The following is a 25,462-nucleotide window of genomic DNA, read 5'->3' as shown; positions in this document are numbered from 1 at the left end:
CGGCGGCAATGACAGCGCTTTGAAATCCGGGATTTAGGCGACGAGCTTCTTGGCGGCCTTCTCGACCAGCGGCAGGTCGGCGATCTCGCCCAGCACTACCACCTTGCCCTCGACCCGGCGGACCATCACCAGCGCGAATTCCTCGCCCTCCGTGTCGATGTCCTCGAAGCCCAGCGGAGCGATTGCGCGCAGCTTGCGGGCGAGCGCCTCGCGCGGGGTTTCGCGGACGACCACCTCGCCGCCATCGGCACGGCGATAGTCGCGCTCGGCCTGGACGACGCCCTTGAGGCCGCCTTCGGCTTCGGCGAGCAGGCCGGCGAGGGTGCCGCGCTCCACGCCCATCCGGTGCGCGTGGTTGAGCACGGCGGCGTATTCGGTGAGGCGGGTCTTGTCGTAGTCGGCGCCGAACACGAGCTTGACCACCGGGGTCATCGGCGCGCGTTCCTGCACGGTCAGGCCGCTGTCGGCGATCAGTTCGGCGAACGCCTCCGGCTCGGCTTGCGCGGCGAGGCTGAAGTCGTAGGCGCGGCTGACCGCGGCGTAGAGCGCGCTGCGGGTGCGGTCCTCGCTCGAACGGGCGGCGAGCGCCAGCTCGCGCGCGGCGGCGAGGCAATCGTAGAGGCCTTCGTCGGCGCCGAAGTTCTCGTTGGCGACCACCAGCGGGGTCGGCACCACCGCGACGGGGTAGGCGACCTCCTCGACCGTGTCGACATCAGCGACCTCGAACTCCGCCTCTTCGACCGGCGCCGCGGCACGCGCGGGCGATTGCCAGGCAGCAAGCGCGGCGTCCTGGTCGGCGTAGTCGTATTCCTCGTCGTCGTCGCCGAACTCGTCACCGCCGAATTCATCGGCGTCGCCCAGTTCGAGCGGCGCACGGCCAACCTTGCTGCCGCCGAGCGACAGCAGCGAGCCGAAGCGGTTGCTGCCCGCCGGCTCTTCGTCGACCGCTTCGATGGCTTCGTAGAGGTCCCCCGAATCGTCGTCCTCGTCCTCGTCGTCCTCGCCGAAGGCGGGCAGGGGGAAAGGATCGTTCGCGTCGGCCACAGCTACGGCGATTTCAGGAATCTCTTCGACGGCGCCCGGGCCGTCGGCCCAGTCGGTCACCGGATCGGGCGCGCGGATTTCCGGTTCGGGTGCGGTTTCGAGCGCCTGGTCGATCTCCAGCAGCAGCGTGTCGCTGGTCAGCTGGTCGGCCATCTCCTTCCAGTTGATCACGCCGTAGATGAAATCGATCGTGTCGTCGTCGCTCGAATACGGCAGCAGGATCCCGCGATAGAGGATCGTCGCGCCGCGCTGATTGACGAACTCGGCCTCGAACCCGATCGGCGCCTGGTTGGCGAGGATCTGCATGTAGTGGTCGGTGATCCGGCTCAGCAGCGAGCGGGCCGGCACGTCGGACAACTGGGCGATGCCTTGCGGCGCATCGCACTCCACCGCGAGCGCGGCGCCGAGATAGCGCACCGCCGGATCCTCGATCCCATGGCTGAAATCGAGTAGGACCGAGTAGGGCCCGAAATCGGGCAGGCTGTCGGGATCGAGATCCTCGATCGAGGGCAGGTTGCGGTCGGCCAACAGGCTCGCCCAATGATTGTAGGCGCGCACCTGCATGCGGCGCTCGTCCTGGCCGACAGGGCTCGGCGGCAGTTCGCGGTCCGCCTCATCCTCGACGGTCAGATCGAGCGGCTCGTCGTAATCGACGCTGATGCTGCCGAATTGTCCCCGCAGAGTGTCCATTACCCGTCGCTGCCCCTATGCTCTAAGCGATCGGGGCGGTTGTGCCGCGGCGTGGTAAACATCCCGTTAAGTTGCGCCGCGACTTTTCCGCTCGCGGCCGGTCGGGTCACATCAGGTAGCGCATCCGGATCGACTGCGTGACGTCGCCGCCATCGATGGCGAATGCGGCCTGGTCGAACTTGGGCGGACCCATCCGCACAGGCGCATCGCGTGAAAAGCCGAACCCCTCGCGCGGGATCAGCCCGAGCGTCTTGTCGGCCCGGCCGTTGGCGTTCTCGTCATGCAGGACCGAGATGGCATAGCGCCCCTGCGGCAGGTCGGCGAAAGTCGCTTGCGGGCGCGACGCGGGCACGATCGCGCTGCGCGCCGTCTTGCTGCCGCTGCAATCGGGGAAGTGATCGGCCTCGCGCGTCAGGCACACGAGCACCTGGCCCTTGGCCGAGCGCAGCCCGGTGACGGTGAGGTTGACCGTCCCTTCCGGCGCGCTCGCCCCCGCCAGCATCGCGCCGGCGAGCGCTACGATCAGGGCACCGCGAGCCCGCGGTCGGTGCCGCACAGCTTGTCCCAGAAGCGGAAGTAGAGGCCGTAATTGCATCGGTAGAGATCGTGGTGCCGTTGATGGTGGCTGGCGGTTATCAGCCAGTTTCCTGCGCGGGAATGAACCAGCGCGCGGGGGAACATCTCCCATCCCATGTGATTGGTCACCCCCATCACGGTCATAATCAACAGGACAAGGCCGAGCATCGCGGCGTGGATCGGGATCGCGAACACCAGCGCGGGGATGACGACCGCGCCGGTCAGTGCCTCGATCGGATGGAAGCTCATCGCCGCCCACGCGGTCGGCGGGCGGCTGGCATGATGGACGGCATGTGCGACGCGAAACGCCGTGGGCCGGTGCATCAGCCGGTGAGTCCAGTAAAACCAGGTGTCGTGCGCGAGCAGGTAGAGCAGCGGCGCTAGGGGAAGGTACCACAGCGGGTAGGCGTCCCACTCGGTGTAGACGAGCGTCCACCCGTGAGCTTGCCAGCCCCACGCGACCACGCCCGCGGGGATGCCGTAGATCGCCGCCGAGGCGAGCGACCAGCCGATCTCGCGCCGGATCTGCGCGTCGAGCCCGTTGTAGTGGCCCGGCCGCACGCGCCTGGTCGCCCAGGCGAACACGCCGCTCGCCGCCAGATAGCGCAGCGCGACGATCAGGGTCATTGCCAGCGCGGATAGAATGACGGCGGTCAGCATCGTGCGACGCTTATGCGCGGCACGCCGCTGGAGTTACAACCCTTGGCCCCACGGCGCGCAGTGCGGATCGCCCGCGACGATCGAGCGGCGCAGCGAAGTGCGCGCGAGACGCTCGATCTCGACCTTGCGGCGCGCGGCGGCGAGCGGGTGGCTGGGTGCAGGGCGCACGATCTCGGCATCGTAGCCGTCGGCGACGATCACCCCGCAGCAGTCAGGCTTGAAGTCGAGGCCGTCGAGGATCGCGCAATCGATGCCCGGCGGCACACCCCAGTAGAACCGGTCGCAGAAGTCGAGGTAGTCGGGCCACTTGCCATCGCCCACCAGGTCCGCCCGGCTGACCTTGATCTCGACGATCACGATCCGCCCCTTGGGATCGACTCCCATCAGGTCCGCCCGCCGCCCGTTGCGCAACGGCATTTCCGACAGGCACCAGATGTCGTTGCGCGCGAACAACCGGCAAATCCCCCGCGCCACCGCGATGGCGTCGTGTCGTTCGGAAGCAAGGGCAAGCGCAGAATCGGGCATCCGTCCCGAGTGGAACGAAATGAGAACTAGGTCAACACGCCATCGAACCCATGGCCGTCGTCCCAGCGAAAGCTGGGACCTCGTCCCGGTTGACGCCACGCATTGTACAACGAGATCCCAGCTTTCGCTGGGATGACGGATTCTGATTTAGCGGTTGAGTGAGAGACCCGCCGTCACGCCTTCCGTAGCGGTCCCATGTGCCCCTGCTCGGGCACCAGCTCCAGCAGCGCGGCGCGCGCGTGGTGATACTCCCGCCACAGGCTGAGCGCGGCCGGGGTCGGGTCCTGCCCGCGCGCCGAGACCGCCAGCAGCGCCTTGACCCCGGGCTTCATCATCGCGGTGAGATCGGCGACGCCGTTGGTCGCCAGCTCCAGCCGCCAGCCGCCGACATCCTTGATGAGCGCGGGGAAGTTGCGCACTTGCGCGCTCGGCTTCTCGGCTGCGAGCCCGGCCAGCGAAGCGACCGCGGCGGCAGCATCTTGCAACGCGGCCCACTGCACGCTCATCGCGCTGGGGCCGCGAAGCGCGGCACCCTCTTGCCGCGAGGCGGCGGCGAAATCGGTCGGCGGAGCGTTCATCGTGACCGCCCTGTTAACCGGAGTCGCTTGCCAAATCGCTAATGCGCGCTGCCCCCTCGCCGCCGCGCGCGCTGACGTTTCCTTACAATCCGCACTACGCAAAATAACTTATATCACAGGCGCCTAGGGGCGGGTGCGGGGATCATGGACCAGCGAAAGAGCTATCGGACGAAGATCAACCGCACGGTGGTGGGGCGCATCCCGGCGACTCCGATCAGAGTGACCGTGCTCGACCTGTCGACCGGCGGCTGCGCGATCGAGGTGGGGGCGGTAGCGATTCCTCCGGGGACGACGATTTTGCTCGAGCTCACCAGGACGGTCGAGGCGGCTGGCCGGGCAGTCTGGGCGGATGCGAACCGGATCGGGATCGAGTTCTACGACCGGCTGTCGGCGGACGAGCTGCTGTCGGTCTTGCGCGAGTGCAAGGACGATTTCGACGGGGATCAGTCGGCGATGCGCGATCAGTTCGGTAGTGAGCTGCCGCCGCTGAGCGCACAGATGCGGGTGGTGCCGGACTGAGATTGCTGGGGAGGCCGCGGGCACCCGACAGGATTGTGCTTCGCTTCGCTGCGCACGTCTACGCGCCTTTGGCGCTTCGACTCCGAACCTTAGCTTCGAACCTTCATGATACGCCATACCGGAAGGGCCGCCCTTGCGGTCGGCCCTTCCGGTATGGCGCACCCGACAGGATTCGAACCTGTGACCTCTGCCTTCGGAGGGCAGCGCTCTATCCAGCTGAGCTACGGGTGCAACTAGGCGCGGGCGCTTAGCAAAGGGCTTTCGTGCTTGCCAGCACTTATCCCGCTGCGGTTGCGCGCTGCCATGCCCTCGGGCAGAAATGCGCGCGATGGCAGAGGAGACCCGCACCACCGACGCGCGCGGCAAGCGTGAGCCGCTGTCGGTGCGGATCGCGTCGCGCATGTCGCGCGATCCGGCGAAGTTCCATTGGTGGGAAGTGCCGGTGGGGGCTGCGGCCGCGCTGCTCGCGGTCGCCATCCGCTGCCGATCCTGCCAACCCAGCTGCCGACGCTGACGGTGGTGGTCGCGATCATGCTGATGGGCACCTTCGTCGGCCTTGCGGCAGGTGTCACGGCCGCGATCGTCGGCGGCGTGCTGTCGTGGTATTTCTTCTTCTCGCCGTTCACCTTCGACATGGGGGAGGCGGGGCTGATCCCGCTGCTCGGGTTCGCGGTCATCGCCGCGTCATTGCTGACCACTTCGCATTTCTACCGCACGCAAGCCTACCGCAACTACCACGCCAGCATGGAGGCCGCGCGCAAGGACGCCGAGACCGCCGAGCTGTTCGCCCGCGAGCTCGCCCACCGGCTGAAGAATGCGCTCGCGGTGGTGCAGTCGATCGCGATGCAGACGCTGCCCAATGACCAGGGCCAACTGACCGCGTTTTCGGCGCGGCTGCGGGCGATGGCCTCGGCGCACGACCTGCTGACCGAGCATGTCGACCGGCCGACGGCGAAAGTGCGCGACGTGGTGGATTCCTCGCTCCAGCCGTTCCTGCAGGACCGCCGGAGGCTCGACCTGTCGTGCCCCGACCTCACGCTCGGCGGGCAGGATGTCGTCTCGCTCTCGCTGGTGCTGCATGAGCTCGCGACCAACGCTTGCAAGTACGGCGCCTGGTCGCACGATCACGGCAACGTTGCGCTGACGATCGCGCAGGACGGCTCCGCGATCGGGATCGCCTGGCACGAAGGCGACGGCCCGCCGGTCACCACCAGCGGGCGGGGCGGCTTCGGCACTAAGCTGTTGAAGCGCGTCGGCAGCAACCCGGTGCTCGACCTGCGCCCCGAAGGGCTACGCTACTCCACCACGCTGCAGCACGCCTGACCCTAGTTTACCTGCCGCTCGCGCCCTTCCCAATAGGGTGCGCGCAGTTCGCGGCGGAGGATCTTGCCGGACGGGTTGCGCGGCAGCGCGTCGATGAAGTCGACCGACTTGGGGCACTTGAATCCGGCGATCTTCTCGCGGGCGTAGGAGATCACCCCGTCGGCCTCGAGGCTCGCACCCGGGCGGCGGACGACCACCGCCTTGACCGCCTCGCCCCACTTATCGTCGGGCACGCCGATCACCGCAACGTCGGCGATGTCCGGGTGGCCATAGATCGCGCTCTCGACCTCGGCCGGGTAGACGTTCTCGCCGCCCGAGATGATCATGTCCTTGATGCGGTCCTGGATGTAGAGGTAGCCGTCCTCGTCCATGATGCCGGCGTCGCCGGTGCGCAGCCAGTTGTCTGCGCTCAGGACGCGCGCGGTTTCCTCCGGCTTGTTCCAGTAACCGGCCATATTGGTCGGGCTGTTGATCGCCACCTCGCCGATCTGCCCGGGCGGGAGGACGTTGCCCTCTTCGTCGAGGATGCGCAGGCTAACCGACGGCAGCGCCTGCCCGGCCGAGCGCATGACCTTCTCCTTGCCCGGCCCGTGGTCCTCGGGGCGCAGGCAGACGACGGTGCCGAACGTCTCGGTCATCCCGTACATCTGCGCGAAGTCGCACTGCAGCCGCTCGACCCCGCGCTGGAGCAGGTCGAGCGGGATCGGGCTGGCGCCGTAGCCCATGCCCTGGAGGTTGGAGAAATCGGCGTCCTTGGCGTCCGGGTGGTCGAGCATCATGGCGAGCGCTGCGGGGACGAGAAACGCCTGCTTGGCATTGTGCCGCTGGATGTCGCGGATGATCAGGCCGGGATCGAACTCGGTGTGGATGATCAGGTGCTGGCCCGCGTTGGCCGCGCCGACCACCGAGCCGACGCCCGCGATATGCCCGAACGGCATCGCGTGGATCAGCGCGTCGCCCGGCTCCGAGGTGAACCAGCCGAGCCCGGTCTCCTGCACGATCGGCCGCAGCACGGTGGCGTTGCGGTGGGTCAGCATGACCCCCTTGGGCATGCCGGTGGTGCCCGAGGTATAGAGCATCAGGAACACGTCGCCGGTTTCCACCGGGGTGGTGACCGGATCGGCCGATTGCATGTCGCGCCAGGCATCGAAGCTGCCGTCCATCGTCACCCGCGGGCCGTCGAAGGCCTGTTTCGCGAACAGCGGCTCGACGAACAGCGCGGCGGCCTGGCAGTCCTTGAGGATGTACTCGATCTCCGCCGGGGCGAGGCGCCAGATCACCGGCACCAGAACCATTCCGGCGCGCGCGCAGGCCAGTGCGAGTTCGGCTGCGCGGTAGCCATTCTTGCCGAGGTAGGCGACCCGATCGCCCTTCTTGAGCCCCATCGCCGCGAGGCCGTTGGCGACCTGGGTGACGTGGCGGTCGTAGGTGGTCCAGTCGATCGTCACCTCGCCGTCGCGCAGCGCGATGTTGTCGGGGGTTTCGCTTGCCCATTGCGTCAGCGCGTCGCCGAGCACGCGCGACTTGTCGGTGTATTCCATTCGCCTCTCCTTGGTCGCCGTCTGCTGCGGCGAATCTTGCGAGGCAAGTTGCTGTGAGAAACCTGTTATCGCAAGTGATAACAGCGGCCGAGGCGATTCCCTCGTTCGTCGGCCCGGACCTGATCCGGGCCAGTGCTTTTCTTGAGGTGCGGCGCTGGAAGGATGCACCACCCCGGATCAAGTCCGGGGTGACGTAGAGTTTGCGGGCTGGGGTCAGGAGTTAGTCGAACCCGCGCTCCAAGAACCGCAACGCACATCCCGCAAGCACCGCGCTGCCGCGCGGGAGGGCCGCCTCGTCGACGAACATGCGCGGCGAGTGGATCGCGCAGGCGTTGCGGTAATCGTCACCCTCACGTGCCACGCCGAGGAAGAACATCGCTCCCGGCACCGCCTCGAGCACGTAGGAGAAGTCCTCCGCGCCCATGATCGGCGCGGGGAGGGTGACCCAGTCCTGCTCGCCGAACAGGCCGCTGGCGACCTCTTGCCCGATCGCCACCGCGCGCGGATCGCACATCGTCACCGGAAAGCCGGGGGTGACGGTAACCTTGGCCTCGACGCCATAGCCCGCCGCGACCCCTTGCGCGGTCTCGGCGATCAGGCGGTGGACGGTGTCGCGGTTGCGCGGGGTCAGCGTGCGGATCGTACCACGGAGGGCGACCCCGTCGGGGATCACGTTGTGCGCGGTCCCAGCCTCGATCATTGTCACCGTGATCACCACCGCGTCGGCGGCGTTGAAGCGGCGGGTGACCAGCGCCTGCAGCGCGGTGACGATCGCGCAGGCGGCGGGCACCGGGTCGAGCGTGTCGTGCGGCATCGAGGCGTGACCGCCGCGCCCTTCGACCACGATATCGAGCTGGTCGGCGCTCGCCATCAGCGCGCCCGCGCGGCCCGCGACGATGCCGTGGCGCGAATTGGGCATGATGTGGAGCGCGAAGGCGGCTTCGGGCAGCGGATCGATCAGCCCGTCTTCCAGCATGTGCTTCGCGCCATGGAAGCCTTCCTCGCCCGGCTGGAACATGAACTGGACTTCGCCCGCCAGCTCCTCGCGGCGCGCGCACAGCAGTTCGGCCGCTCCCGCGAGCATCGCAGTATGGGTATCGTGGCCGCACGAATGCATCCGGCCCGGCGTTGTCGAAGCGAAGTCGAGCCCGGTGTGCTCGTCCATCGGCAGCGCGTCCATGTCGCCGCGCAGCAGCACGCGGCGACCGGGTTTGGCACCCTTGAGCGTCGCGACCGCGCCCGTCGTGCTGCCGCCCTCGCGCCATTCCAATGGCAGGTTGGCGAGCGCTGCGCGCACCTTGGCCAGCGTCTTGGGAGTCTCGAGGCCCAGCTCGGGCTCGGCGTGGATGGCGCGGCGCAGCGAAACGATCCGGTCCGAGATCGCGCGCGCCGAATCGAGCAGGTTCGGATGCAGCATGGCGCGCACGCTAGCGCGGGTGGCGGGCTGTAGGACAGCAAAAGTATGGTGGTGCGCGTTCGGCGGCGCGGCTAAGGCGCGGGGGGCATGCTGCCCGCGCCGTCCGAACTGCCGAACTCGCCGAAGGCCGAGCCCAAGGTGGGGGTGATTTTCAACCCGCGCAGCCACCGCAACCGCAAGGTGGTCGATGCGGCGCACGCGCTCCCCAACGTCATCGTCGCCTCCCCCGCCAAGCGCGGCGAGCTGCGCGCGGTGCTGGCCGGATTCGCCGAGCAGCGGGTCGAGTGCATCGCTATCAGCGGCGGCGACGGGACCGTGCGCGACGTGCTCACCGCGGGGATGCCGGTGTTCGGCGACCGCTGGCCGCTGCTCGCATTGGTGCCGGCGGGCAAGACCAACGCGCTCAACGTCGATCTCGGCGCGCCGAAGCACTGGACGCTGGCCGAGGCGATCGACGCCATCCGCGACGGCGAGCGAGTGGTGCGGCGCCCGCTAGTGGTGCGCGATGTCGAGAACGGCGGCGAGCTGGTCGGGTTCGTGTTCGGCGCAGGACTGTTCACGGTCGCGGTCAGTGCCGGACAGGACGCGCACCGGCTGGGTGCGTTCGACAGCCTCGCCATCGGCGCAACCGCTGCCTGGGGTGTCTTGCAGACGATCTTCGGGACCGATCGCAACTTGTGGCGGCGCGGCGCGTCGATGCGGGTGCGGGTCGGCCAGGACGCGCACGAGTTGCCGCGCAGCGCGAAGGGCGATCCGGCGCGGCGGGCGATGCTGCTGGCGGCCACGCTCGAAGCCTTTTCGTTCGGGATGAAGCCGTTCGGGGACCGCACGGGATTGAAGCTCGGGGTGATCGATCACCCGCGCCGGCGGCTGATGGCGCTGATCCCGATGATCGCCTGCGGCTGGGACCGGCCGCTGCTTGAACGGCTCGGCCTGCACCGGTGCGAGACCGACCGCATCCTGCTCGATCTCGGCGGGCGGTTCATCCTCGACGGCGAGGCATTTCCCGAAGGCTCGTACGAGATCACCCAGGGCCCGCCGCTCACGTTCGTGGTGCCATGAGCGAGGCGCTCGACGATCGCATCGCGGCCGCGCTCGATGCGGCCGTCGTGCCGCAGGTCCGCGCGATCGCCGGGGAGCTGGGGCGCGACGCGGGCGCGCGGGCGGTGCTGTTCTACGGTTCGAACCTGCGCACGGGATCGCTCGAGGGGGTGCTCGACTTTTACGTCCTCCTGCCTGGACCGCAGGTGGAGCGGATCTGGCCGCGCGTGTCGTACCGCGAATGGACCATCGACGGCGTGACCCTGCGCGCGAAGATCGCGACGATGGCGGTGGAGACCTTCGTCCGCGCGGCGCGCGGGGAATCGCGCGACACGACGATCTGGGCGCGGTTCGTCCAGCCCTCCGCACTGGCGTGGGCGGCGGACGACGCGGCGCGGCGCGAGGTCAGTTCGGCGGTCGCGGGTGCGGCGCAGACGGCGGCGCGTCTGGCAGCAGCGCTCGGGCCAGCCAAGGGCCGTGCCGAAGAGTATTGGCGGGCGCTATTCCGCGCGACGTATCAGGCTGAATTCCGGGTCGAGAAGCCGGGCCGGGAGAACGATATCCTGTCAGTCAACGCCGGCCACTTTGACGGGCTGCTACCGCTCGCGTGGGAAGCGCAAGGAATTGCGTTCGAGCGCGACGGCGAGGTCCTGTCGCCCACCCTGTCGCCTTACACGCGCGCCGAAATCGCACGCTGGTGGCGCACCCGCACCCGGCTCGGCAAGCCATTGAACCTGCTGCGGCTGGTCAAGGCGAGCACCACCTTCGACGGCGCGGCGCGCTATGCCGCGTGGAAGATCGAGCGGCACACCGGCGTTCCGGTCGAGCTCACCCCGTGGCGCGAGAAGCACCCGGTGCTCGCGGCGCCCGCCGTGCTGTGGCGGGTCTGGCGCGCCCGCAAGTAGCCTACATGTAGCGCATCTTGATGCGGATCGACTTGACCCCGTCGACCGAGATCGCCGTCTTCGTGTAGCTCGGCTTGCCGAGGTTGAAGATGTTGATCGAAGGGTTGTTCGACATGCCGCCGCCGTCGCTCGACAGGTCGGTCTCGCCGTCGCCGTCGAGGTCGTGGCGCACCGCGATGCCGTAACTGCCGGAGCTCGGCACCGGCACGCAGAAGGTCATGGTCCCGGCACGCGCGGCGGAATCGATGCGATTGATCCACCGGCCCTTCTTGAGCCAGTCGGCGGCGTTGGCGCGGTAGCTCTGCACGCGGATCCGGCCCTTCGACGCCTTCACCCCATCGACCGTGACCAGCACCGCCGGCCCGTTGCCGCGGCACGTCGCCATGTTGTTGCCGATCGTCTGCCGGTACTGTGCATGCAGCGGCACCGCCGCGCCGAGCGCCAGCGCGCCGAGCGCGATCATGCTGAGGGGAAGGCGAGGCGTACGCAAGGTCATGGGTCCGTCCATATGGCGGGGCAAGGTGCGCGGCTCAAGGCATCGGCGCGAAAGGGGTGGCCCCGGGGATTGAGCGCGCAGTTGCCAGCGGTGGCCTGAATTTGCCCTTAATCGGGACAATCGAAGAATTTGCCCGCCGACCTCGTGGAAAAGGCAGGTTGAATCGCTTGTGCGCCTCGGAAGGCGATGGTTAAGCGCTTGAAAGGCATCTCCCGAGGAGCGCAAAGGCCGCCCATGGCCCGCCCGTTGATCAGCCCATCGATCCTGTCGGCCGACTTCGCCCGGCTCGGCGAAGAGGTGCGCGCGATCGACGCCGCCGGCGCCGACTGGATCCACGTCGACGTGATGGACGGGCATTTCGTCCCCAACCTCACCATCGGCCCCGGCGTGGTGAAGGCGCTGCGCCCGCAAACGACCAAGCCGTTCGACGTCCACCTGATGGTCAGCCCGGTCGATATGTGGCTGGAATCGTTCGCGGAAGCTGGCGCCGACATCATAACCGTCCATCCAGAGGCCGGCCCGCACGTGCACCGCACGGTGCAAGCGATCAAGGCACTGGGGAAGCAGGCCGGCATCAGCCTCAACCCGGCGACCCCGGCCAAGATGCTCGATTACCTGATCGACGATATCGACCTGGTCCTGGTGATGAGCGTCAACCCCGGCTTCGGCGGGCAGAGCTTCATTTCGAACCAGCTCCGCAAGATCGAGGCGGTGAGGAAGATGATCGACAAGGCCGGCCGGTCGATCCACCTCGAGGTCGACGGCGGGGTCGATGCGGTCACCGCGCGCCAATGCGTCGACGCCGGGGCGGATGTGCTCGTCGCCGGCTCGGCGACCTTCAAGGGCGGACCCGATCGCTACGCCGCCAACATCGCCGCGCTGAAGGGCGAGGCGTAAGGTGGCCGAGGCTGCCGTCACCGCCCGGCGAACCACTCACCAGCCCGAGACGCGCGCGATCCCGCTCCACGATCGTCCCGAGCCGCAAGTGGCCGAGGCGCCGAGCGAACTGATCGAGCCCGGCCGCGCGCTGGCGATTGCCGATTTTTCCCCGCCGTCGGTCGGCGCGGGCGAAGCGCTGATCCGGCTCGCCTATCGCATGGGCTTTTCTGGGGCGAGCCTCACCCGCCCCTTCGGCAAACCGGCCAAGGCGCGCCTGCTGGCGACCGTCGAGAGCCCGCTGGCGGGCGACCGCGCCGCCGGAGTGGCACTGCGGGCCGGGCATTTCCTGGTCTACGGGGTCAAGGCGCCAATCACCCAGATGGACTTCGGCCCGAACGCCCGGCTGACCCCGCCGTTCGAGCGCACCGTCCACGGCTTCACCTGGCTGCGCGACTTGTGCGCCTCCGCCCCGCGCGAGCAATGCACTGCGACCGCCGAGCGGGTGCTCACCGCCTGGCTCGCCGCCAATCCAAGAGTGGGTGGCGTGTCGCCACGCAAGGCGGGCGCGGCGTGGAGCGTCGAGAACACGGGGCTGCGCCTGCTCGGCTGGCTAGTCCACGCCCCGCTGATCCTCTCGGGGCAGGATGCGCGGCTGCGTTCGAAGGCGCTGAGGGCGATGAGCGAGACCGCGCGCTGGCTCGACCGCAACGTCGGCAAGGCCAATGACGGCCTCGGCGAAGTCGCCGGCTGGTGCGCGATCGTCGCTGCCGGGCTGCTCCTGCCCGACGGCAAGCCGCGCCGGCTGTTCGGCGAGGCGGGCCTGGTCCGCGCGCTGGGCGAGCTGGTGGCCGATGACGGCGGCGTGCTCTCCCGCAGCCCGCTCGCCCAGGCCGAGGCGATCGCGCTGCTGGTCGAGTTGAAGGCCGCCTACCGCGCCGTGCGGCGCGAGCCTCCGCAGGCGATCGAGGCGATGCTGGGGATGCTGGTGCCGCCGCTGCTGGCGCTGACGCACGGCGACGGTGGATTGGGCTCGTGGCAGGGCGCGGGGGCGGTTTCGGCCGAGCGAATCGCCGCGCTGGTCTCGGCGAGCGGCGTGCGCACCCGGCCGCTCAAGGACGCGCGCCAGTGGGGCTACCAGCGTGCGACCGGGGGGAAAGCGGTGCTGCAGTTCGATGCAGCCCCTCCGCCGCTCGCCAAGCACGCGCGCAGCGGCTGCGCCTCCACCCTCGCGTTCGAATTCAGCCACGGTCCCCAGCGGATCGTGGTCAACTGCGGGGGTGCGGCGTTTGCCGGCGGTCTCGTCCCGGCGCGCATCGAGCAGGGCCTGCGCGCGACCGCGGCGCACTCTACGATGACGCTGGGCGATGCCAACTCGACCGCGGTGGTCCTAAACGGAAAGCTCGGCGCGGGCGTCGGCGAGGTCGAGATCGATCGCCGCGTTCTCGCACTCGAGAACGGCGGGGCGACCCGGCTGGAGGCGAGCCATGACGGCTATGCAGCGAGGCATGGCCTGCTCCATCGCCGCATCCTCACATTGCGCGACGACGGCAGCGAGCTGCGCGGCGACGACCTGCTGGTGCCCGCGGGCAAGAAGGGCAAGCGCGGCAAGATCGCCTTCGCGATCCGCTTCCACATCGGCCCCGGGATCGAACTCGGGCTGACGCAGAACGGCCGCGGCGCCGGCCTCGCGCTGCCCGACGGCAGCTACTGGCAGTTCCGCTGCGGCGAGCTGGGTGAGGGTGTGACGCTGTCGGTCGAGGAAAGCCTGTGGGTCGACGGCCAGGGCCGCCCACAGCCGATCGAGCAGCTGGTGATCCAGGGCCTCGCGCCGCGCGCCGGAGCGACATTCTCCTGGTTGTTCAAGAAGATGAGCTGAGCCAACTTCCTTCCTCATCGCGAGGAGCGTAGCGACGACGTGATCCATCTCCCGAGCGCGCGATCATGGATTGCTTCGCTGCGCTCGCAATGACGAGGTAAGTGCAAGTGACTGACGTGACTATCAAGCGGGCGCTGCTGTCGGTGTCCGACAAGGACGGCTTGGCCGAACTCGGCCGTACGCTGGCCGACGCCGGGGTCGAGCTGATCTCGACCGGCGGCACGGCCAAGGCACTGCGCGACGAAGGGCTGACGGTGCGCGACGTGTCCGACGTGACCGGCTTTCCCGAGATGATGGACGGGCGCGTAAAGACGCTCCACCCGATGATCCACGGCGGCCTGCTGGCGGTGCGCGACAACCCGGACCATGCCGCGGCGATGGACGCGCACGAGATCGGCGGGATCGACCTGGTGGTGGTCAACCTCTACCCGTTCGAGGCGACCGTGATGCGAGGTGCTGAGCGGGACGAGGTGATCGAGAACATCGACATCGGCGGGCCGAGCATGGTCCGCTCGGCGGCGAAGAACCACCAGTTCGTGACCATCGTCACCGACCCCGCCGACTACGATAGGCTGCTGGAGGAGCTCGGCGCCAACGACGGCGCGACCTCGCTCGATTTCCGCAAGCGGATGGCGGCCAAGGCCTTCGCCGCGACCGCCGCCTACGACAGCATGATCAGCCAGTGGTTCGCCTTCGCCGACCAGGGCGAGCGCTTCCCGCCGATGGTATCGATGACACGGAAGCTCGCCGGCACGCTGCGCTATGGCGAGAACCCGCACCAGAACGCCGCGCTGTACCTGCCCGCCGGCCCGCACACCCAAGGGCTGCCGCAGGCGCAGCAGGTGCAAGGCAAGGAACTCAGCTACAACAACTACAACGACGCCGCCGCGGCGCTGGAGCTAGCGGCCGAATTTCGCGGGCAGGATCCGGCGGTGGTAATCGTCAAGCACGCCAATCCGTGCGGTGTCGCCCAGTGTTCGACGCTGTTCGCCGCTTGGAATGAAGCGCTTCATTGCGACGACGTTTCGGCGTTCGGCGGCATCGTCGCCACCAACGTCCCGCTCGACGGCCCAACCGCCGAGGCGATCTGCCAGATCTTCACTGAAGTGGTCGTCGCCCCCGGCGCGGACCAAGCGGCGCTCGATTTCTTTGCCAAAAAGAAGAACTTGCGCCTGCTCCTCGTCGATAGCCTGCCCGACCCGCGCCGCCCCGGCCAGACGATGGCGGTCATCGCCGGGGGCATCCTGGTGCAGGACCGCGACAACGGGGCGATCACCCGTAACGACTTGAAAGTCGTAACAAAACGCGCGCCCACCGAACAGGAATTGCACGACTGCCTGTTCGCCTGGACCGTCGCCCGCCACGTGAAATCGAACGCGATCGTCTATGCCAAGGACGGCGTCACCGCCGGCATCGGCGCGGGCCAGATGAACCGCCGCGACAGCTCGCGCATCGCCGCGATGAAAGCGGCCGAGGCGGCCGAGAAGCACGGCTGGGACGCGCCCCGCACAGTCGGCAGCGCAGTCGCTTCCGATGCCTTCTTCCCCTTCGCCGACGGCCTGCTCGCCGCGGCCGAGGCGGGCGCGACCGCGGTGATCCAACCGGGCGGTTCAATCCGCGACGAGGAAGTGATCAAGGCCGCCGACGACGCGGGCCTGGCGATGGTCTTCACCGGCATGCGCCACTTCCGGCATTGATTGCTTTTCGAGCGCGCCTCCGCGCGCTCGTCCTCGGCGCGGTTTCCTACGCTTCGCTCCGGTGCGCCTGCGGGCGGGCGGTCGCCCTTGCGGCTCGCTAGTCGCGAACCGTCTCTAACGGCGCCACCACTTCCCTTCGCGCAGGATCGCGTGGGCGCAGTTGTGGCCGGGCGCGCCGGTAACTCCGCCGCCGGGATGGGCGCCCGCGCCGCATAGCCACAAGCCCGGCAACGGGGTCCGGTAGCTCCCTGCACCCAGCGCCGGCCGCGCGGCCCAGAGCTGGTCGAGGCTCATGCGGCCGTGGAAGATATCGCCGCGCCACAGGCCGAATTTGGCTTCGAGCGCGCGGGGGGTGTGGACTTGCTTGTGCAAAACCAGTGCACGGAATCCAGGGGCATGCGCCTCGATCGTGTCGAATACCGCTTCGACCGCGTCATCCTCGCGATCCTCCGGCAGGTCCGGATCGACGTGCTGGCAGAACAGGCTCGCGACGTGTTGGCCCGGTGGCGCGAGGCTGTCATCGACGAGGCTCGGGATCAGCATCTCGACAATCGGCTCGCGGCTGAAGCCTTGCTCGGTCGCGTCGCGCCAGGCGCGGTCCATGTAAGCGAGGCTTGGGGCGATGATGATGCCGGCCTTGAGATGTTCCTCGCCCGCCGGCGCATGGGTGAAGCGCGGCAATCCGGACAGCGCGACGTTTATCCGCAAGGAACCCGATCCGCTCTGGTATCCCGCCATCGCCCGCGCGAAGTCGTGTGTCACCGCCTCGCTTGGCACGAGGCGATCGAACAGCGGCTTGGGCCCGAGGTTGGCGATGACGCGCTTCGCCCGCACCTCCTCGCCGCTCGCCAGGCGCAGGCCGACGGCCTTTCCGTCCTCGACCAGCACGCGCTCAACCGGCGCGTCGGTGACGATCTCGCCGCCCGCCTCGCGCACCGCCTCGGCCATCAGCCTGGTGACCGTGCCCATTCCGCCCGGCACATGGCCCCATGCGCCCTTCTTGCCGTTCACCTCGCCGAACACATGATGGAGGAGCACATAGGCGCTGCCCGGCGCGTCGGGGCTGGCGTAATTGCCGACGCAGGCATCGAACCCGAACGCGGCCTTGACCGGCTCGCTCTCGAACCGCTGCTCCAGCACCTCGCGCGCCGAGCGGGTGAACAGCGCCAGCACGTCGCGCTTGGCGGCGAGCGGCAGCTTGGCGACCCTGCGCGATTGCATGACCGCATCGAGCAGCGCCCGCGGGCCGCCGTTGATGTCAGGCGGTACCTTGAGCGCGAGGTCGCGCAGCACCTCAGCCACCGTTTCGAGCATCGCGTAGTAGTCGGGGAGCGCCTCCGCATCTTTGCTTGAAAACCGTGCAAACTGGGCTTGCGTCGCCGCCAAGCCGCCACCGACCAGCAGATAGTCGCCCTCCAGTGGAAGGAAGTTGGCGAACGGCCGCTCGATCACCCGGTAGCCCCGCTGAACCAAGCCCATGTCGGCGATGACCTTGGGCTGGAGCAGGCTGACGGTGTAACTCGCGGTCGAGTTGCGGAAACCCGGCGCAAACTCCTCGGTCACCGCCGCCCCGCCGGGCACTCCGCGCGCCTCGTACAGCCGCACCTTTTGCCCCGCCCGGGCGAGGTAGAACGCGCACACCAGCCCATTATGGCCCGCCCCGATGATCGCGGCGTCGAGCATCCATGAACCTCCCCCAACGGCCGGGTTAAGGGCCTCGCAATTCCTTGACGGCTACCCATATCGCGCAGCCAAAGGAATCTGAAATGCGCCTGTTCTCGTCCGATCTCACCCGCAACCTCGGCATCGGCTTTGCCATCGGCACCGCGATCGCGGTGTGGCAGATGGCACCGCAGGGCGAGGCGGGCCTGGTGAGCCAGGCGCACGCCGCGCCCGTGGTCGCCACCCGGTGAAGCGCGCGGCGCTCCTCGCCGCCGCCGCACTGGCGCTGGCCGGATGCCAAAGCGCCGCGATCGCGGGCGAGGGCACCGTCCACGCGCCGATGGCGAAGCGCGAGGCGGCCGAAAAGGGCCTCAAGACCGCGGTCTTTGCCGGCGGCTGCTTCTGGGGCGTCGAGGCGGTTTTCAGCCACGTGAAGGGCGTGAAGAGCGCAGTCAGCGGGTTCGCCGGCGGCAGCAAGGCCAACGCCAGCTACGACACCGTGTCGGGCGGCGGCACCGGCCATGCCGAAGCGGTCAAGGTGACCTACGATCCCGCCGTGATTCGCTACGACCAGTTGCTGCGCATCTACTTCTCGGTGATCGCCGATCCCACGCTCAAGAACCGCCAAGGCCCCGACAGCGGCACCCAATACCGCACCGCGCTGTTCCCGCAGAGCGCCGAGCAGACCGCGGTCGCCAAGGCCTACATCGCGCAGCTGTCCGCCGCCAAGCTGTGGAGCCGTCCGATCGTCACCACCATCGAAAGCGGCGCGTTCTACCCGGCCGAAGCGTATCACCAGGATTTCGCGCTCAACAATCCGAAGCACGGCTACATCATCCGGTGGGACGCGCCCAAGGTCGCCGCGCTCAAGGGCATGTACCCCGGCGTCTATCAGACCGCCTTCGTCCGCAACTGACCCTGCACTGGCGCGGAGGCGCGCCAGGCACTACATTGCGCGCCATGTCGGGCCACCATCATCACGAGCACTCGGGCGACAGCCTTGCCCCCGCAGCGCGGGACGCGTTGATCGCCGCAGGCGAGCAGTGGACCGAGCTGCGCGCCGACGTGTTCGACGCGCTCGCCACCCACGCCTCGCCCGCGAGCGCCTACGACATCGCCGACGAGGTCTCGGCCAAGCGCGGCAAGCGCATCGCGCCCAACTCGATCTACCGCATCCTCGATGTGTTCGTGGCCAACAACCTCGCGCTCCGGGTCGAGAGCAGCAACGCCTACCTCGCCAACAGCCATCCTGGCTGCCTGCACGACTGCATCTTCCTGGTATGCGACGAATGCGGCGAAGCCACCCACATCGACGACGACGCGCTGACCAAGTCGGTGCGCGGCCTCGCCGAAAAGGCCGACTTCAAGCCCGAGCGCCCGGTAATCGAGATCCGCGGTCTCTGCGCCCAATGCCACTGACGCGCGGCGATTTCACCGAACCCTCATGGTTTCATCAGAGACCTTTCATCGACAGCAATCGCGTGGGCGTGTAGGACGGGACGCATGACTTCGCGCCCCGTGACGCCTCTGCTCGACACCGTCGATACTCCTGAAGACCTCCGCAAGCTCAAGCCGGAAGACCTGCGCCAGCTCGCCGACGAACTGCGCTCGGAGATGATCAGCGCGGTCGGCTCGACCGGCGGGCACTTGGGTTCGGGCCTCGGCGTGGTCGAGCTGACCGTAGCGATCCACTACGTGTTCGATACCCCGACCGACAAGCTGGTGTGGGACGTCGGCCACCAGGCCTATCCGCACAAGATCCTGACTGGCCGCCGCGACCGCATCCGCACCCTGCGCCAAGGCGGCGGCCTCTCGGGCTTCACCAAGCGCAGCGAGAGCGAGTACGATCCGTTCGGCGCCGCGCACTCGTCGACCTCGATCAGCGCCGCGCTCGGCTTCGCGGTGGCCAACAAATTGAAGGGCCAGCCCGGCAAGGGCATCGCGGTGATCGGCGACGGCGCGATGAGCGCCGGCATGGCCTACGAGGCGATGAACAACGCCGAGGCCGCGGGCAACCGGCTGGTCGTGATCCTCAACGACAACGACATGTCGATCGCGCCGCCGGTGGGCGGGCTCTCCGCCTATCTGGCGCGAATGGTGTCGAGCAGCGAGTACCTCGGGCTGCGCAGCCTCGCCAAGCGGCTTTCGGCCAAGCTCAGCCGGCGTCTGAACCACGGGCTCGAGAAGGCCGAGGAATTCACCCGCGGGATGGTCACCGGGGGCACGCTGTTCGAGGAGCTCGGCTTCTACTACGTCGGTCCGATCGACGGGCATAACCTCGACCACCTGATCCCGGTGCTGGAGAACGTGCGCGACAGCGAGCAGGGGCCGATCCTGGTCCACGTGGTGACCAAGAAGGGCAAGGGCTACGCCCCGGCGGAGAACAGCGCCGACAAATACCATGGGGTGCAGAAGTTCGACGTCATCACCGGCGAACAGAAGAAAAGCGCCGGGGGCCCGCCCGCTTATCAGAACGTGTTCGGGGATACGCTGGCGAAGCTCGCCGAAACCGACGACCGCATCTGCGCGATCACCGCGGCGATGCCTAGCGGCACCGGGGTGGACCGTTTCGCCAAAGCGCACCCCGAGCGCAGCTTCGACGTGGGCATTGCCGAGCAGCACGCGGTGACCTTCGCCGCCGGGCTCGCGGCGCAGGGCATGCGGCCGTTCTGCGCGATCTATTCGACCTTCTTGCAGCGTGCCTTCGACCAGGTTGTACACGACGTCGCGATCCAGAACCTGCCGGTCCGCTTCGCGATCGACCGCGCGGGGCTGGTGGGGGCGGACGGGGCGACGCACGCCGGCTCGTTCGATGTGACCTACCTTACGACTCTGCCCAACATGGTGGTGATGGCCGCGGCGGACGAGGCCGAGCTGGTCCACATGACCTATACCGCCGCCGAGTACGACGCCGGCCCGATCGCCTTCCGCTATCCGCGCGGCAACGGCACCGGGGTGGCGCTGCCCGAGACGCCGCAACTGCTCGAAATCGGCAAGGGCCGGGTGGTTCGCGAAGGGACCAAGGTGGCGCTGCTGTCGCTCGGTACCCGCCTTGCCGAGGCGCTCAAGGCGGCGGATGCGCTCGAAGCCAAGGGCCTGTCGACCACCGTCGCCGACCTGCGCTTCGCCAAGCCGCTCGACACCGCGTTGATCGACCGCCTGATGCGCACCCATGAGGTAGTGGTGACCGTCGAGGAAGCCGCCATCGGCGGCCTCGGCGCGCATGTCCTGACGCATGCCAGCGACGAGGGCCTGCTCGATGCGGGCCTGAAAATCCGCACCATGCGCCTGCCCGACGTGTTCCAGGACCACGACGACCCGGCGAAGCAATACGACGAAGCCGGCCTCAACGCCCCGCACATCATCGACACGGTACTCAAGGCGCTGCGCCACAACAGCGCGGGGGTGGAAGAGGCGCGGGCCTGAAAGGATGGGTGAGCCGTCCTGCCGGTCTCGATGACACCGCCATACGAACTTGTCTGCCTTGGGAAGCGGCGTCCGTCCTTTATCCCACACGACCTGCGCTATTTCCACGATCATTTCGTGGGCCAGCCCATGGCGTCAGGCTGGCAGATCCCACCCGCGAAGTTGATCGGCACCAGCTATAAGCCGGCCGATTTCGTTATCTGGATGGTGATGGCGCCTGTCGTTTCGGAGAGGGCAAAGGACGCGTTGGCCGGCATCTGCGCCGGTCTCGCTGAATTTCTGCCATTTCATCCGATCGGACGGCATTCCTATTTCGCGCTCAATGTCCTCAGTTTCGACGAGGGGGCGCCGATTTTTAAGCGCGATCCCTACGGTCTAGTCCTCGTAGCCCAGGCGTTCGGAGATCTTCTCCGCGATCATGCGCTTTCTGGCGTCGAGCTGGGCGATCCGGCGGATGACATCATGCGCAAAGTGGCGCTCGGCCTACCGCTCAACGTTTTCCCTGGATTGGTAGGCTGAACGAAATCCGCGTCATAACCACCGCCACAGGCCTGCCGGCACGCCTGCCGATGGCGCATGCGCCCATGTGATCGCAAGCCACAATGCAATCGCTATCGTCCAAAGCACGGCGCCCGCACCGAGCAGCCGGCCCCAGCGCGGCCAGTAGCTCGTCGTAGTTGCCCATCCGGCCCAGTTCTCGCCATGCAGCGCTGCCTTCTTGCGGTCTGCAGGTGCGCGCCGACGAGGGCGAGGAACAGGATCGTCGCGCCAACGATGACCGTGCGCCAGCTCCACCACAGGATGACGTGGCTGAGCGCCCAGAGCGCAAAGCCCCACATCATCGGGTGGCGGGTGACGGCGAACACGCCGGTCGGCGCGCGGGTGATGGGCTTTGGCGCAGCGGGGCCGGGGATGGCAGGGTTGCCGCGCAAGCTACCGAGAAACAGCAGCAGCGCGGGCAGGGTGACGACGGTCGCGGCGATCCAGCCGATCTCGCCCGAACCAGGGAGGTCGAGCGGTGGGGCGGCGCGGAACGCGAGAACCATCCAGCCGAGCGTAGCGAACGCGACGAGCCAATAGAGCGGCAGGAACCCCTTCTCGCCGATCCGCGCGACGATCGGCGCGCGCAGCGGATGCGACAGCGCGAAGTGCGTGCCGACGAAGGCGATACTCGCGGCGGTCAGCAAGGGCAGGGTCCACACCGCATCTCCCCATGTGAACGGTGTCAACATGGGTATCAGACTTGCCGGCGATTGCAATCCGGCGCGGCCTGCTGTCCCTTCAGTTGCCGATCTTGAGCAGCCGCACGGTGAACAGCAGCGTCGCGCCGCCGGGGATCGGGCCCTTGCCCTTGGTGCCGTAGGCCTCGCTCGCCGGGGCGGCGATTTCGATCGTATCGCCCACGCCCATCTGCGGAATCGCCTTGGTCCACGCCGGTATCAGCCGCCCGAGCGGGAAGGTCGCCGGCTCGCCGCCTTCCGAGGTGTCGAACACCCCGCCCTCGACGAACGTGCCGGTGTAATGCACGGTCACCGTGTCGGCGGGAGTCGGATGCTTACCCGAGCCATCGCCCGCCACGCGGCGCCACAGCGTGCCGCCCTCGACGGTCTGCCAGCCCGGCTGCGCCGCCCGCTCCGCCAAGGCGGCCTGCTGGGCGTTCATCCAGACGATGTCCTGGCTGTGGTCGGGCGGAGTCTCGACCGGCTGGGCCATGGCCGCGGCGGCCGCGATCAGCGCGGCACCCAGCGCCAGGGTCGTTCCACCCTCGCCTGCGATGCGCCACTTCACCAGTCGAACGCCTTGGGCTGGTCGCGGTCGTCGAGGTCGCGGTAGCGATCCTTGAGCCGGGATTGGTGGTCGTCCTTGGGCTGCTCGACCCCATCGATGAACACCCGCTCGGGTGCGCTCGATAGTTCGAGCGGGTCGCCGTCCCAGATCACAACGTCACCTGCAGCGCCGGCCTTGAGCACGCCCGCGCGGCCGCCCTGACCGGAGATTTCCGCCGGGATGGATGAGATCGCTGCGAACGCCTGGCCCCATGAAAGGCCGGACGCTCCTGGCACCTTGGTTAGGGCGACCAGGTTGCCGGCATATTGCGCAAGGTTCTTTGGCTGGTCGCCGGTCGAGCCCGCGAGTCCGCCGAGCGCGACCTTAACCCCGGCGGCAACCATGCGGCCGACGTTGCTCTGCGTCGCGGCGAGCTGCTCGAAACGCGAGGGCAGGTCGTCGACTGGGTCGGCGATAACCGGCACGCCGGCGGCGGCGATCTCGCTTGCCACGCGCCAGCCCTCACTGACTCCGACCAGCACGAGCTTGAGCTTGGGGAACTCGCTTCGTAGCGCGAGCACCGCGCGAATGTCGGCGGCGCGCTCGACCGCGACGTAGAGCGGCTGCTGGCCGTTCACGACCGGGATCAACGCCGCGGCGTCGAAGCGCGTCAGGAGCACGTCATCGCGTTCGGCGCTGTTGTCGATCAGGCGCGTATCGACCGGGATGTCGTCGCCGGTCGAAACTTGGCGCGGCCCGCTACCGCCGGGAATGCGGCTGTCGGAGCTGTATTGGCGAGCCTCACGCAGCGCGTTGCGGAGCACCGCGTGCGCGCTCACCCGGCTGCCGCCGGCGAGTTGTGCGCCGTATTCGCCGAGCGCCACGAGCTGGAACGCGCGCGGGCGCACGACCATGTTCGGGTCGGCCCCGAGATCGACTACCGCGCCTTGTCCGCCGAAGATCGAGCTTGCCGGACGCGAGAACACGCTCGCCCGGGTGATGCCGCCGTCGCGCGCCACCGCCACGTGCTGCGAGACCGGATTGAGCGCGGGCGTCACGTCGAGCGCGGCGCCGAAGGGCGAATTGCGGGCGCCGGAATCGTCCGATTCCTCGATCCCCTCCGCATCGTAGAGGCCGAGCGCGGTCATCGCGGCGAACAGCCCGGGCGTGACCCACTTGCCGCTGCCGTCGATCGTCTGCACGTCCGCAGGTACGGCAACGCCGGAGCCGGCCGCGACCACCTTTCCGCCACGCACGACGACGGTTGCGCCCTGGATCGGTGCGGAGCCGTCGCCGGTGGCAACGGTCGCGTTGGTGATCGCGAAGTCCTGCGCACTCGCTTTGTAACCGACGAACGCTCCGGCGAGGCCGAGGGCGAGACCGATGGCGCCGAACGGGCGCAGGCTCTTGGTGGGAGAGGCGCTCATTTCACGTCTCCTTCGCCGGGCTGGCCGAGCTCGAAGTCGCTCACTGGCCTGCGCTTGGGATCGTTCGCGTCGAACATCAGCGCGCCATCGATCCACACCTTTTCGGGTCGCGAATAGACGCTCAGCGGGTTGCCGTTCCACAGCACCACGTCGGCGTTCTTGCCGTTTGCCAGGCTGCCGGTGACGTCGCCGATGCCCATCGCGGTGGCCGGGTTGAGCGTCAGCCAGCGGATCACCGCTTCGTCCGGGATGATGATCCCCGCACGGCGGCCCGCCGCTTGGGCCTTGGCCGCTTCCTGGTTGAGACGCTGAATACCGTTTTCGTCGTCCGAGTGAATGACCACGCACGCGCCCGCGTTGTGGATCAGCGCGGCGTTCTCGGGGATGCCGTCGTAGCTTTCCATCTTGAAGCCGAACCAGTCGGCCCACACCGCCGAGCAGATACCGTTCTCGCGCAGCAGGTCGGCGATCTTGTAGCTTTCAACCGCGTGGTGGAAGGCGCTGATCTTGTAGCCCATCTCCTTCGACAGATCGATCATGAAGGCCATTTCGTCGGCGCGGTAGCAGTGGTTCTGGACCAGGATCTTGCCGTCCATCACGCCCGCCAAGGTCTCCTTGGCGAGATCGCGGCCCTTGCGGCCCTCCGCCATCCACTTCTTGGCATCGAGGAAAGTCTGCCGGTCGACCGCTATGTTGCCCATCCGGGTGGACGGCTCGCGCCCCTTGCCGCCGTAGACGCGCTTGGGGTTCTCGCCGCAGGCCATCTTCATGCCGTAGGGCGCGCCGGGGAACTTCATGCCTTGCACGGTGCGCGCCGGCACGTTCTTCAAGGTGACCGATCGGCCACCCACGAGGTTGGCCGAGCCCGGCAGGATTTGCAGCGCGGTGATCCCGCCGTTGGCGAGTGCGCGCGAGAAGCCGGGGTCTTGCGGCCAGACCGAGTGCTCGGCCCAGACGTCGGGCGTGGTCGGCGCAGTCGCTTCGTTACCGTCGGACAGCGCCTCGATCCCGGGCGAAGGATAGACGCCGAGGTGCGAGTGGATGTCGATGATGCCGGGGGTGACGAACTTCCCCGTTCCGTCGATCCGCGTGTAGCCGGCAGGGACCGCCATGCTGCCGTCTCCCACGCCGACCACCTTGCCGTCGGCGAACAGCACCGTGCCGCCATCGATCCGGCCGCCCGCTCCGTCGAACACCGTAGCGCCGACGAGCGCGGTCGGCGCGCCGGGGTAGGCGTGATAGGTCGATGGGTAGGGATTTTCATTGACCGCCGAATTCGCGCTCGCGGTGTCGGTTTGGTCGCCCTGCGTCGTCGCACACGCAGCCAGGGCCAGCGCGCCCACGGCCGCACATGTGTTTCGCCAGAAAGTCATCATGCCCCCATGAAGAAAAGGCGCGGGAGCCATTGCCCCC

26 protein-coding genes and 1 tRNA gene are annotated in these 25,462 nt (G+C 68.2%); 13 read left to right on the top strand and 14 right to left on the bottom strand.

Going from position 1 to position 25,462, the window contains the following annotated elements:
- Positions 1–33 precede the first annotated feature (33 nt).
- The 5 genes from ELY12_RS08270 to ELY12_RS08250 all read right to left on the bottom strand — a co-directional run bounded on the left by ELY12_RS08270 (position 34) and on the right by ELY12_RS08250 (position 4,073).
- Positions 34–1,734 carry a PAS domain-containing protein gene (locus ELY12_RS08270; protein ID WP_126176227.1) on the bottom strand — a complete coding sequence of 567 codons (1,701 nt, stop codon included), beginning with the start codon at positions 1,732–1,734 and terminating at the stop codon, positions 34–36.
- A gap of 106 nt (positions 1,735–1,840) precedes the next feature.
- Entirely contained in the window at positions 1,841–2,236 is a 396-nt protein-coding gene (locus tag ELY12_RS08265) for a DUF2141 domain-containing protein (protein WP_126176226.1), read from the bottom strand.
- Between the two features lie 20 nt (positions 2,237–2,256).
- Positions 2,257–2,970 (bottom strand): sterol desaturase family protein, encoded by a 714-nt coding sequence (locus tag ELY12_RS08260; RefSeq protein WP_126176225.1) that lies wholly within the window; start codon positions 2,968–2,970, stop codon positions 2,257–2,259.
- A gap of 33 nt (positions 2,971–3,003) precedes the next feature.
- On the bottom strand, positions 3,004–3,495 hold the full coding sequence (locus ELY12_RS08255; RefSeq protein ID WP_126176224.1) for an MmcB family DNA repair protein: 492 nt from the start codon (positions 3,493–3,495) through the stop codon (positions 3,004–3,006).
- Between the two features lie 173 nt (positions 3,496–3,668).
- Complete coding sequence (locus ELY12_RS08250) at positions 3,669–4,073, bottom strand: hypothetical protein (RefSeq protein WP_241229785.1); 405 nt, start codon at positions 4,071–4,073, stop codon at positions 3,669–3,671.
- 144 nt (positions 4,074–4,217) lie between these two features.
- Here ELY12_RS08250 and ELY12_RS08245 point away from each other — a divergent pair, with 144 nt between their 5' ends.
- Positions 4,218–4,592, top strand: a complete 375-nt coding sequence (locus ELY12_RS08245) for a PilZ domain-containing protein (protein ID WP_126176223.1) — start codon at positions 4,218–4,220, stop codon at positions 4,590–4,592.
- A 154-nt stretch (positions 4,593–4,746) separates the two neighbouring features.
- Here ELY12_RS08245 and ELY12_RS08240 read toward each other — a convergent pair.
- Positions 4,747–4,823, bottom strand: a tRNA-Arg gene (locus ELY12_RS08240).
- A gap of 97 nt (positions 4,824–4,920) precedes the next feature.
- Here ELY12_RS08240 and ELY12_RS08235 point away from each other — a divergent pair.
- Both ELY12_RS08235 and ELY12_RS08230 read left to right on the top strand, forming a co-directional pair.
- Positions 4,921–5,106: a hypothetical protein gene (locus ELY12_RS08235; RefSeq protein ID WP_126176222.1), complete on the top strand. Its 186-nt coding sequence runs from the start codon at positions 4,921–4,923 to the stop codon at positions 5,104–5,106.
- Positions 5,107–5,108: 2 nt separating this feature from the next.
- Positions 5,109–5,915: a sensor histidine kinase gene (locus tag ELY12_RS08230; RefSeq protein ID WP_126176221.1), complete on the top strand. Its 807-nt coding sequence runs from the start codon at positions 5,109–5,111 to the stop codon at positions 5,913–5,915.
- Positions 5,916–5,917: 2 nt separating this feature from the next.
- Here ELY12_RS08230 and ELY12_RS08225 read toward each other — a convergent pair whose 3' ends face one another.
- Both ELY12_RS08225 and ELY12_RS08220 read right to left on the bottom strand, forming a co-directional pair.
- Positions 5,918–7,456 carry a long-chain-fatty-acid--CoA ligase gene (locus tag ELY12_RS08225; protein WP_126176220.1) on the bottom strand — a complete coding sequence of 513 codons (1,539 nt, stop codon included), beginning with the start codon at positions 7,454–7,456 and terminating at the stop codon, positions 5,918–5,920.
- Positions 7,457–7,676: 220 nt separating this feature from the next.
- Positions 7,677–8,873, bottom strand: a complete 1,197-nt coding sequence (locus ELY12_RS08220; RefSeq protein ID WP_126176219.1) for a M20 metallopeptidase family protein — start codon at positions 8,871–8,873, stop codon at positions 7,677–7,679.
- An 87-nt stretch (positions 8,874–8,960) separates the two neighbouring features.
- Here ELY12_RS08220 and ELY12_RS08215 point away from each other — a divergent pair, with 87 nt between their 5' ends.
- Together ELY12_RS08215 and ELY12_RS08210 are read left to right on the top strand one after the other, a co-directional pair.
- Entirely contained in the window at positions 8,961–9,935 is a 975-nt protein-coding gene (locus tag ELY12_RS08215) for a diacylglycerol/lipid kinase family protein (protein ID WP_126176218.1), read from the top strand.
- Entirely contained in the window at positions 9,932–10,819 is an 888-nt protein-coding gene (locus ELY12_RS08210) for a hypothetical protein (protein WP_126176217.1), read from the top strand. The genes ELY12_RS08215 and ELY12_RS08210 overlap by 4 nt, the downstream gene beginning before the upstream one ends.
- 1 nt (position 10,820) lies before the next feature.
- Here the strand turns inward: ELY12_RS08210 and ELY12_RS08205 are convergent, their stop codons facing one another.
- Complete coding sequence (locus tag ELY12_RS08205; protein ID WP_126176216.1) at positions 10,821–11,315, bottom strand: DUF2141 domain-containing protein; 495 nt, start codon at positions 11,313–11,315, stop codon at positions 10,821–10,823.
- A gap of 234 nt (positions 11,316–11,549) precedes the next feature.
- Here ELY12_RS08205 and rpe point away from each other — a divergent pair, with 234 nt between their 5' ends.
- The 3 genes from rpe (at position 11,550) to purH (ending at position 15,767) form a co-directional block, all read left to right on the top strand.
- On the top strand, positions 11,550–12,212 hold the full coding sequence (gene rpe, locus ELY12_RS08200) for a ribulose-phosphate 3-epimerase (protein ID WP_126176215.1): 663 nt from the start codon (positions 11,550–11,552) through the stop codon (positions 12,210–12,212).
- 1 nt (position 12,213) lies between these two features.
- Positions 12,214–14,070: a heparinase II/III family protein gene (locus tag ELY12_RS08195; protein ID WP_126176214.1), complete on the top strand. Its 1,857-nt coding sequence runs from the start codon at positions 12,214–12,216 to the stop codon at positions 14,068–14,070.
- Between the two features lie 107 nt (positions 14,071–14,177).
- The gene (purH, locus tag ELY12_RS08190; RefSeq protein ID WP_126176213.1) at positions 14,178–15,767 is read left to right on the top strand and encodes a bifunctional phosphoribosylaminoimidazolecarboxamide formyltransferase/IMP cyclohydrolase; all 1,590 of its coding nucleotides are present in this window, start codon (positions 14,178–14,180) and stop codon (positions 15,765–15,767) included.
- 114 nt (positions 15,768–15,881) lie between these two features.
- On the opposite strand, the gene ELY12_RS08185 is transcribed toward purH, so the two are convergent.
- Positions 15,882–17,450 carry a phytoene desaturase family protein gene (locus tag ELY12_RS08185; RefSeq protein WP_126176212.1) on the bottom strand — a complete coding sequence of 523 codons (1,569 nt, stop codon included), beginning with the start codon at positions 17,448–17,450 and terminating at the stop codon, positions 15,882–15,884.
- Positions 17,451–17,533: 83 nt separating this feature from the next.
- Here ELY12_RS08185 and ELY12_RS14310 point away from each other — a divergent pair, with 83 nt between their 5' ends.
- The 5 genes from ELY12_RS14310 (at position 17,534) to ELY12_RS08165 (ending at position 21,374) form a co-directional block, all read left to right on the top strand.
- Positions 17,534–17,680, top strand: coding sequence for a hypothetical protein (locus ELY12_RS14310; RefSeq protein ID WP_164549456.1), 147 nt, complete (start codon positions 17,534–17,536; stop codon positions 17,678–17,680).
- On the top strand, positions 17,677–18,345 hold the full coding sequence (gene msrA, locus ELY12_RS08180) for a peptide-methionine (S)-S-oxide reductase MsrA (protein WP_241229784.1): 669 nt from the start codon (positions 17,677–17,679) through the stop codon (positions 18,343–18,345). The genes ELY12_RS14310 and msrA overlap by 4 nt, the downstream gene beginning before the upstream one ends.
- A gap of 44 nt (positions 18,346–18,389) precedes the next feature.
- Positions 18,390–18,848, top strand: a complete 459-nt coding sequence (locus tag ELY12_RS08175) for a Fur family transcriptional regulator (protein ID WP_126176211.1) — start codon at positions 18,390–18,392, stop codon at positions 18,846–18,848.
- A gap of 84 nt (positions 18,849–18,932) precedes the next feature.
- Positions 18,933–20,855, top strand: a complete 1,923-nt coding sequence (gene dxs / locus ELY12_RS08170; protein WP_126176210.1) for a 1-deoxy-D-xylulose-5-phosphate synthase — start codon at positions 18,933–18,935, stop codon at positions 20,853–20,855.
- 30 nt (positions 20,856–20,885) lie between these two features.
- A complete protein-coding gene (locus ELY12_RS08165) occupies positions 20,886–21,374 on the top strand; it encodes a hypothetical protein (RefSeq protein ID WP_126176209.1) in 489 nt (162 codons plus the stop codon).
- 92 nt (positions 21,375–21,466) lie between these two features.
- On the opposite strand, the gene ELY12_RS08160 is transcribed toward ELY12_RS08165, so the two are convergent.
- From ELY12_RS08160 to ELY12_RS08145, 4 genes are read right to left on the bottom strand one after another with little or no spacing between them, the layout of a single operon-like run.
- On the bottom strand, positions 21,467–22,087 hold the full coding sequence (locus ELY12_RS08160; RefSeq protein ID WP_338142055.1) for an NnrU family protein: 621 nt from the start codon (positions 22,085–22,087) through the stop codon (positions 21,467–21,469).
- A 49-nt stretch (positions 22,088–22,136) separates the two neighbouring features.
- On the bottom strand, positions 22,137–22,643 hold the full coding sequence (locus tag ELY12_RS08155) for an FKBP-type peptidyl-prolyl cis-trans isomerase (RefSeq protein ID WP_241229783.1): 507 nt from the start codon (positions 22,641–22,643) through the stop codon (positions 22,137–22,139).
- Positions 22,640–24,049: an amidohydrolase family protein gene (locus tag ELY12_RS08150; protein WP_126176208.1), complete on the bottom strand. Its 1,410-nt coding sequence runs from the start codon at positions 24,047–24,049 to the stop codon at positions 22,640–22,642. Before ELY12_RS08150 ends, ELY12_RS08155 begins: the two co-directional genes overlap by 4 nt.
- Positions 24,046–25,425: an amidohydrolase gene (locus tag ELY12_RS08145; RefSeq protein ID WP_126176207.1), complete on the bottom strand. Its 1,380-nt coding sequence runs from the start codon at positions 25,423–25,425 to the stop codon at positions 24,046–24,048. Before ELY12_RS08145 ends, ELY12_RS08150 begins: the two co-directional genes overlap by 4 nt.
- Positions 25,426–25,462 lie beyond the last annotated feature (37 nt).

The sequence above is a fragment of the Tsuneonella rigui genome, assembly GCF_003958625.1.
GTDB classification, from domain to species: Bacteria; Pseudomonadota; Alphaproteobacteria; order Sphingomonadales; family Sphingomonadaceae; genus Tsuneonella; species Tsuneonella rigui.
This window is presented reverse-complemented; position numbering and strand designations above follow the sequence as displayed.

What these genes read in the sequence shown, in the direction of transcription:
- ELY12_RS08270 (WP_126176227.1), bottom strand. Translation starts at nt 1,734, where the DNA reads ATGGACACTCTGCGGGGACAATTCGGCAGCATCAGCGTCGATTACGAC.
- ELY12_RS08265 (WP_126176226.1), bottom strand. Translation starts at nt 2,236, where the DNA reads ATGCTGGCGGGGGCGAGCGCGCCGGAAGGGACGGTCAACCTCACCGTC.
- ELY12_RS08260 (WP_126176225.1), bottom strand. Translation starts at nt 2,970, where the DNA reads ATGCTGACCGCCGTCATTCTATCCGCGCTGGCAATGACCCTGATCGTC.
- ELY12_RS08255 (WP_126176224.1), bottom strand. Translation starts at nt 3,495, where the DNA reads ATGCCCGATTCTGCGCTTGCCCTTGCTTCCGAACGACACGACGCCATC.
- ELY12_RS08250 (WP_241229785.1), bottom strand. Translation starts at nt 4,073, where the DNA reads ATGAACGCTCCGCCGACCGATTTCGCCGCCGCCTCGCGGCAAGAGGGT.
- ELY12_RS08245 (WP_126176223.1), top strand. Translation starts at nt 4,218, where the DNA reads ATGGACCAGCGAAAGAGCTATCGGACGAAGATCAACCGCACGGTGGTG.
- ELY12_RS08235 (WP_126176222.1), top strand. Translation starts at nt 4,921, where the DNA reads ATGGCAGAGGAGACCCGCACCACCGACGCGCGCGGCAAGCGTGAGCCG.
- ELY12_RS08225 (WP_126176220.1), bottom strand. Translation starts at nt 7,456, where the DNA reads ATGGAATACACCGACAAGTCGCGCGTGCTCGGCGACGCGCTGACGCAA.
- ELY12_RS08220 (WP_126176219.1), bottom strand. Translation starts at nt 8,873, where the DNA reads ATGCTGCATCCGAACCTGCTCGATTCGGCGCGCGCGATCTCGGACCGG.
- ELY12_RS08215 (WP_126176218.1), top strand. Translation starts at nt 8,961, where the DNA reads ATGCTGCCCGCGCCGTCCGAACTGCCGAACTCGCCGAAGGCCGAGCCC.
- ELY12_RS08210 (WP_126176217.1), top strand. Translation starts at nt 9,932, where the DNA reads ATGAGCGAGGCGCTCGACGATCGCATCGCGGCCGCGCTCGATGCGGCC.
- ELY12_RS08205 (WP_126176216.1), bottom strand. Translation starts at nt 11,315, where the DNA reads ATGACCTTGCGTACGCCTCGCCTTCCCCTCAGCATGATCGCGCTCGGC.
- rpe (WP_126176215.1), top strand. Translation starts at nt 11,550, where the DNA reads ATGGCCCGCCCGTTGATCAGCCCATCGATCCTGTCGGCCGACTTCGCC.
- ELY12_RS08185 (WP_126176212.1), bottom strand. Translation starts at nt 17,450, where the DNA reads ATGCTCGACGCCGCGATCATCGGGGCGGGCCATAATGGGCTGGTGTGC.
- ELY12_RS14310 (WP_164549456.1), top strand. Translation starts at nt 17,534, where the DNA reads ATGCGCCTGTTCTCGTCCGATCTCACCCGCAACCTCGGCATCGGCTTT.
- ELY12_RS08175 (WP_126176211.1), top strand. Translation starts at nt 18,390, where the DNA reads ATGTCGGGCCACCATCATCACGAGCACTCGGGCGACAGCCTTGCCCCC.
- dxs (WP_126176210.1), top strand. Translation starts at nt 18,933, where the DNA reads ATGACTTCGCGCCCCGTGACGCCTCTGCTCGACACCGTCGATACTCCT.
- ELY12_RS08165 (WP_126176209.1), top strand. Translation starts at nt 20,886, where the DNA reads ATGACACCGCCATACGAACTTGTCTGCCTTGGGAAGCGGCGTCCGTCC.
- ELY12_RS08160 (WP_338142055.1), bottom strand. Translation starts at nt 22,087, where the DNA reads ATGTTGACACCGTTCACATGGGGAGATGCGGTGTGGACCCTGCCCTTG.
- ELY12_RS08150 (WP_126176208.1), bottom strand. Translation starts at nt 24,049, where the DNA reads ATGAGCGCCTCTCCCACCAAGAGCCTGCGCCCGTTCGGCGCCATCGGT.
- ELY12_RS08145 (WP_126176207.1), bottom strand. Translation starts at nt 25,425, where the DNA reads ATGATGACTTTCTGGCGAAACACATGTGCGGCCGTGGGCGCGCTGGCC.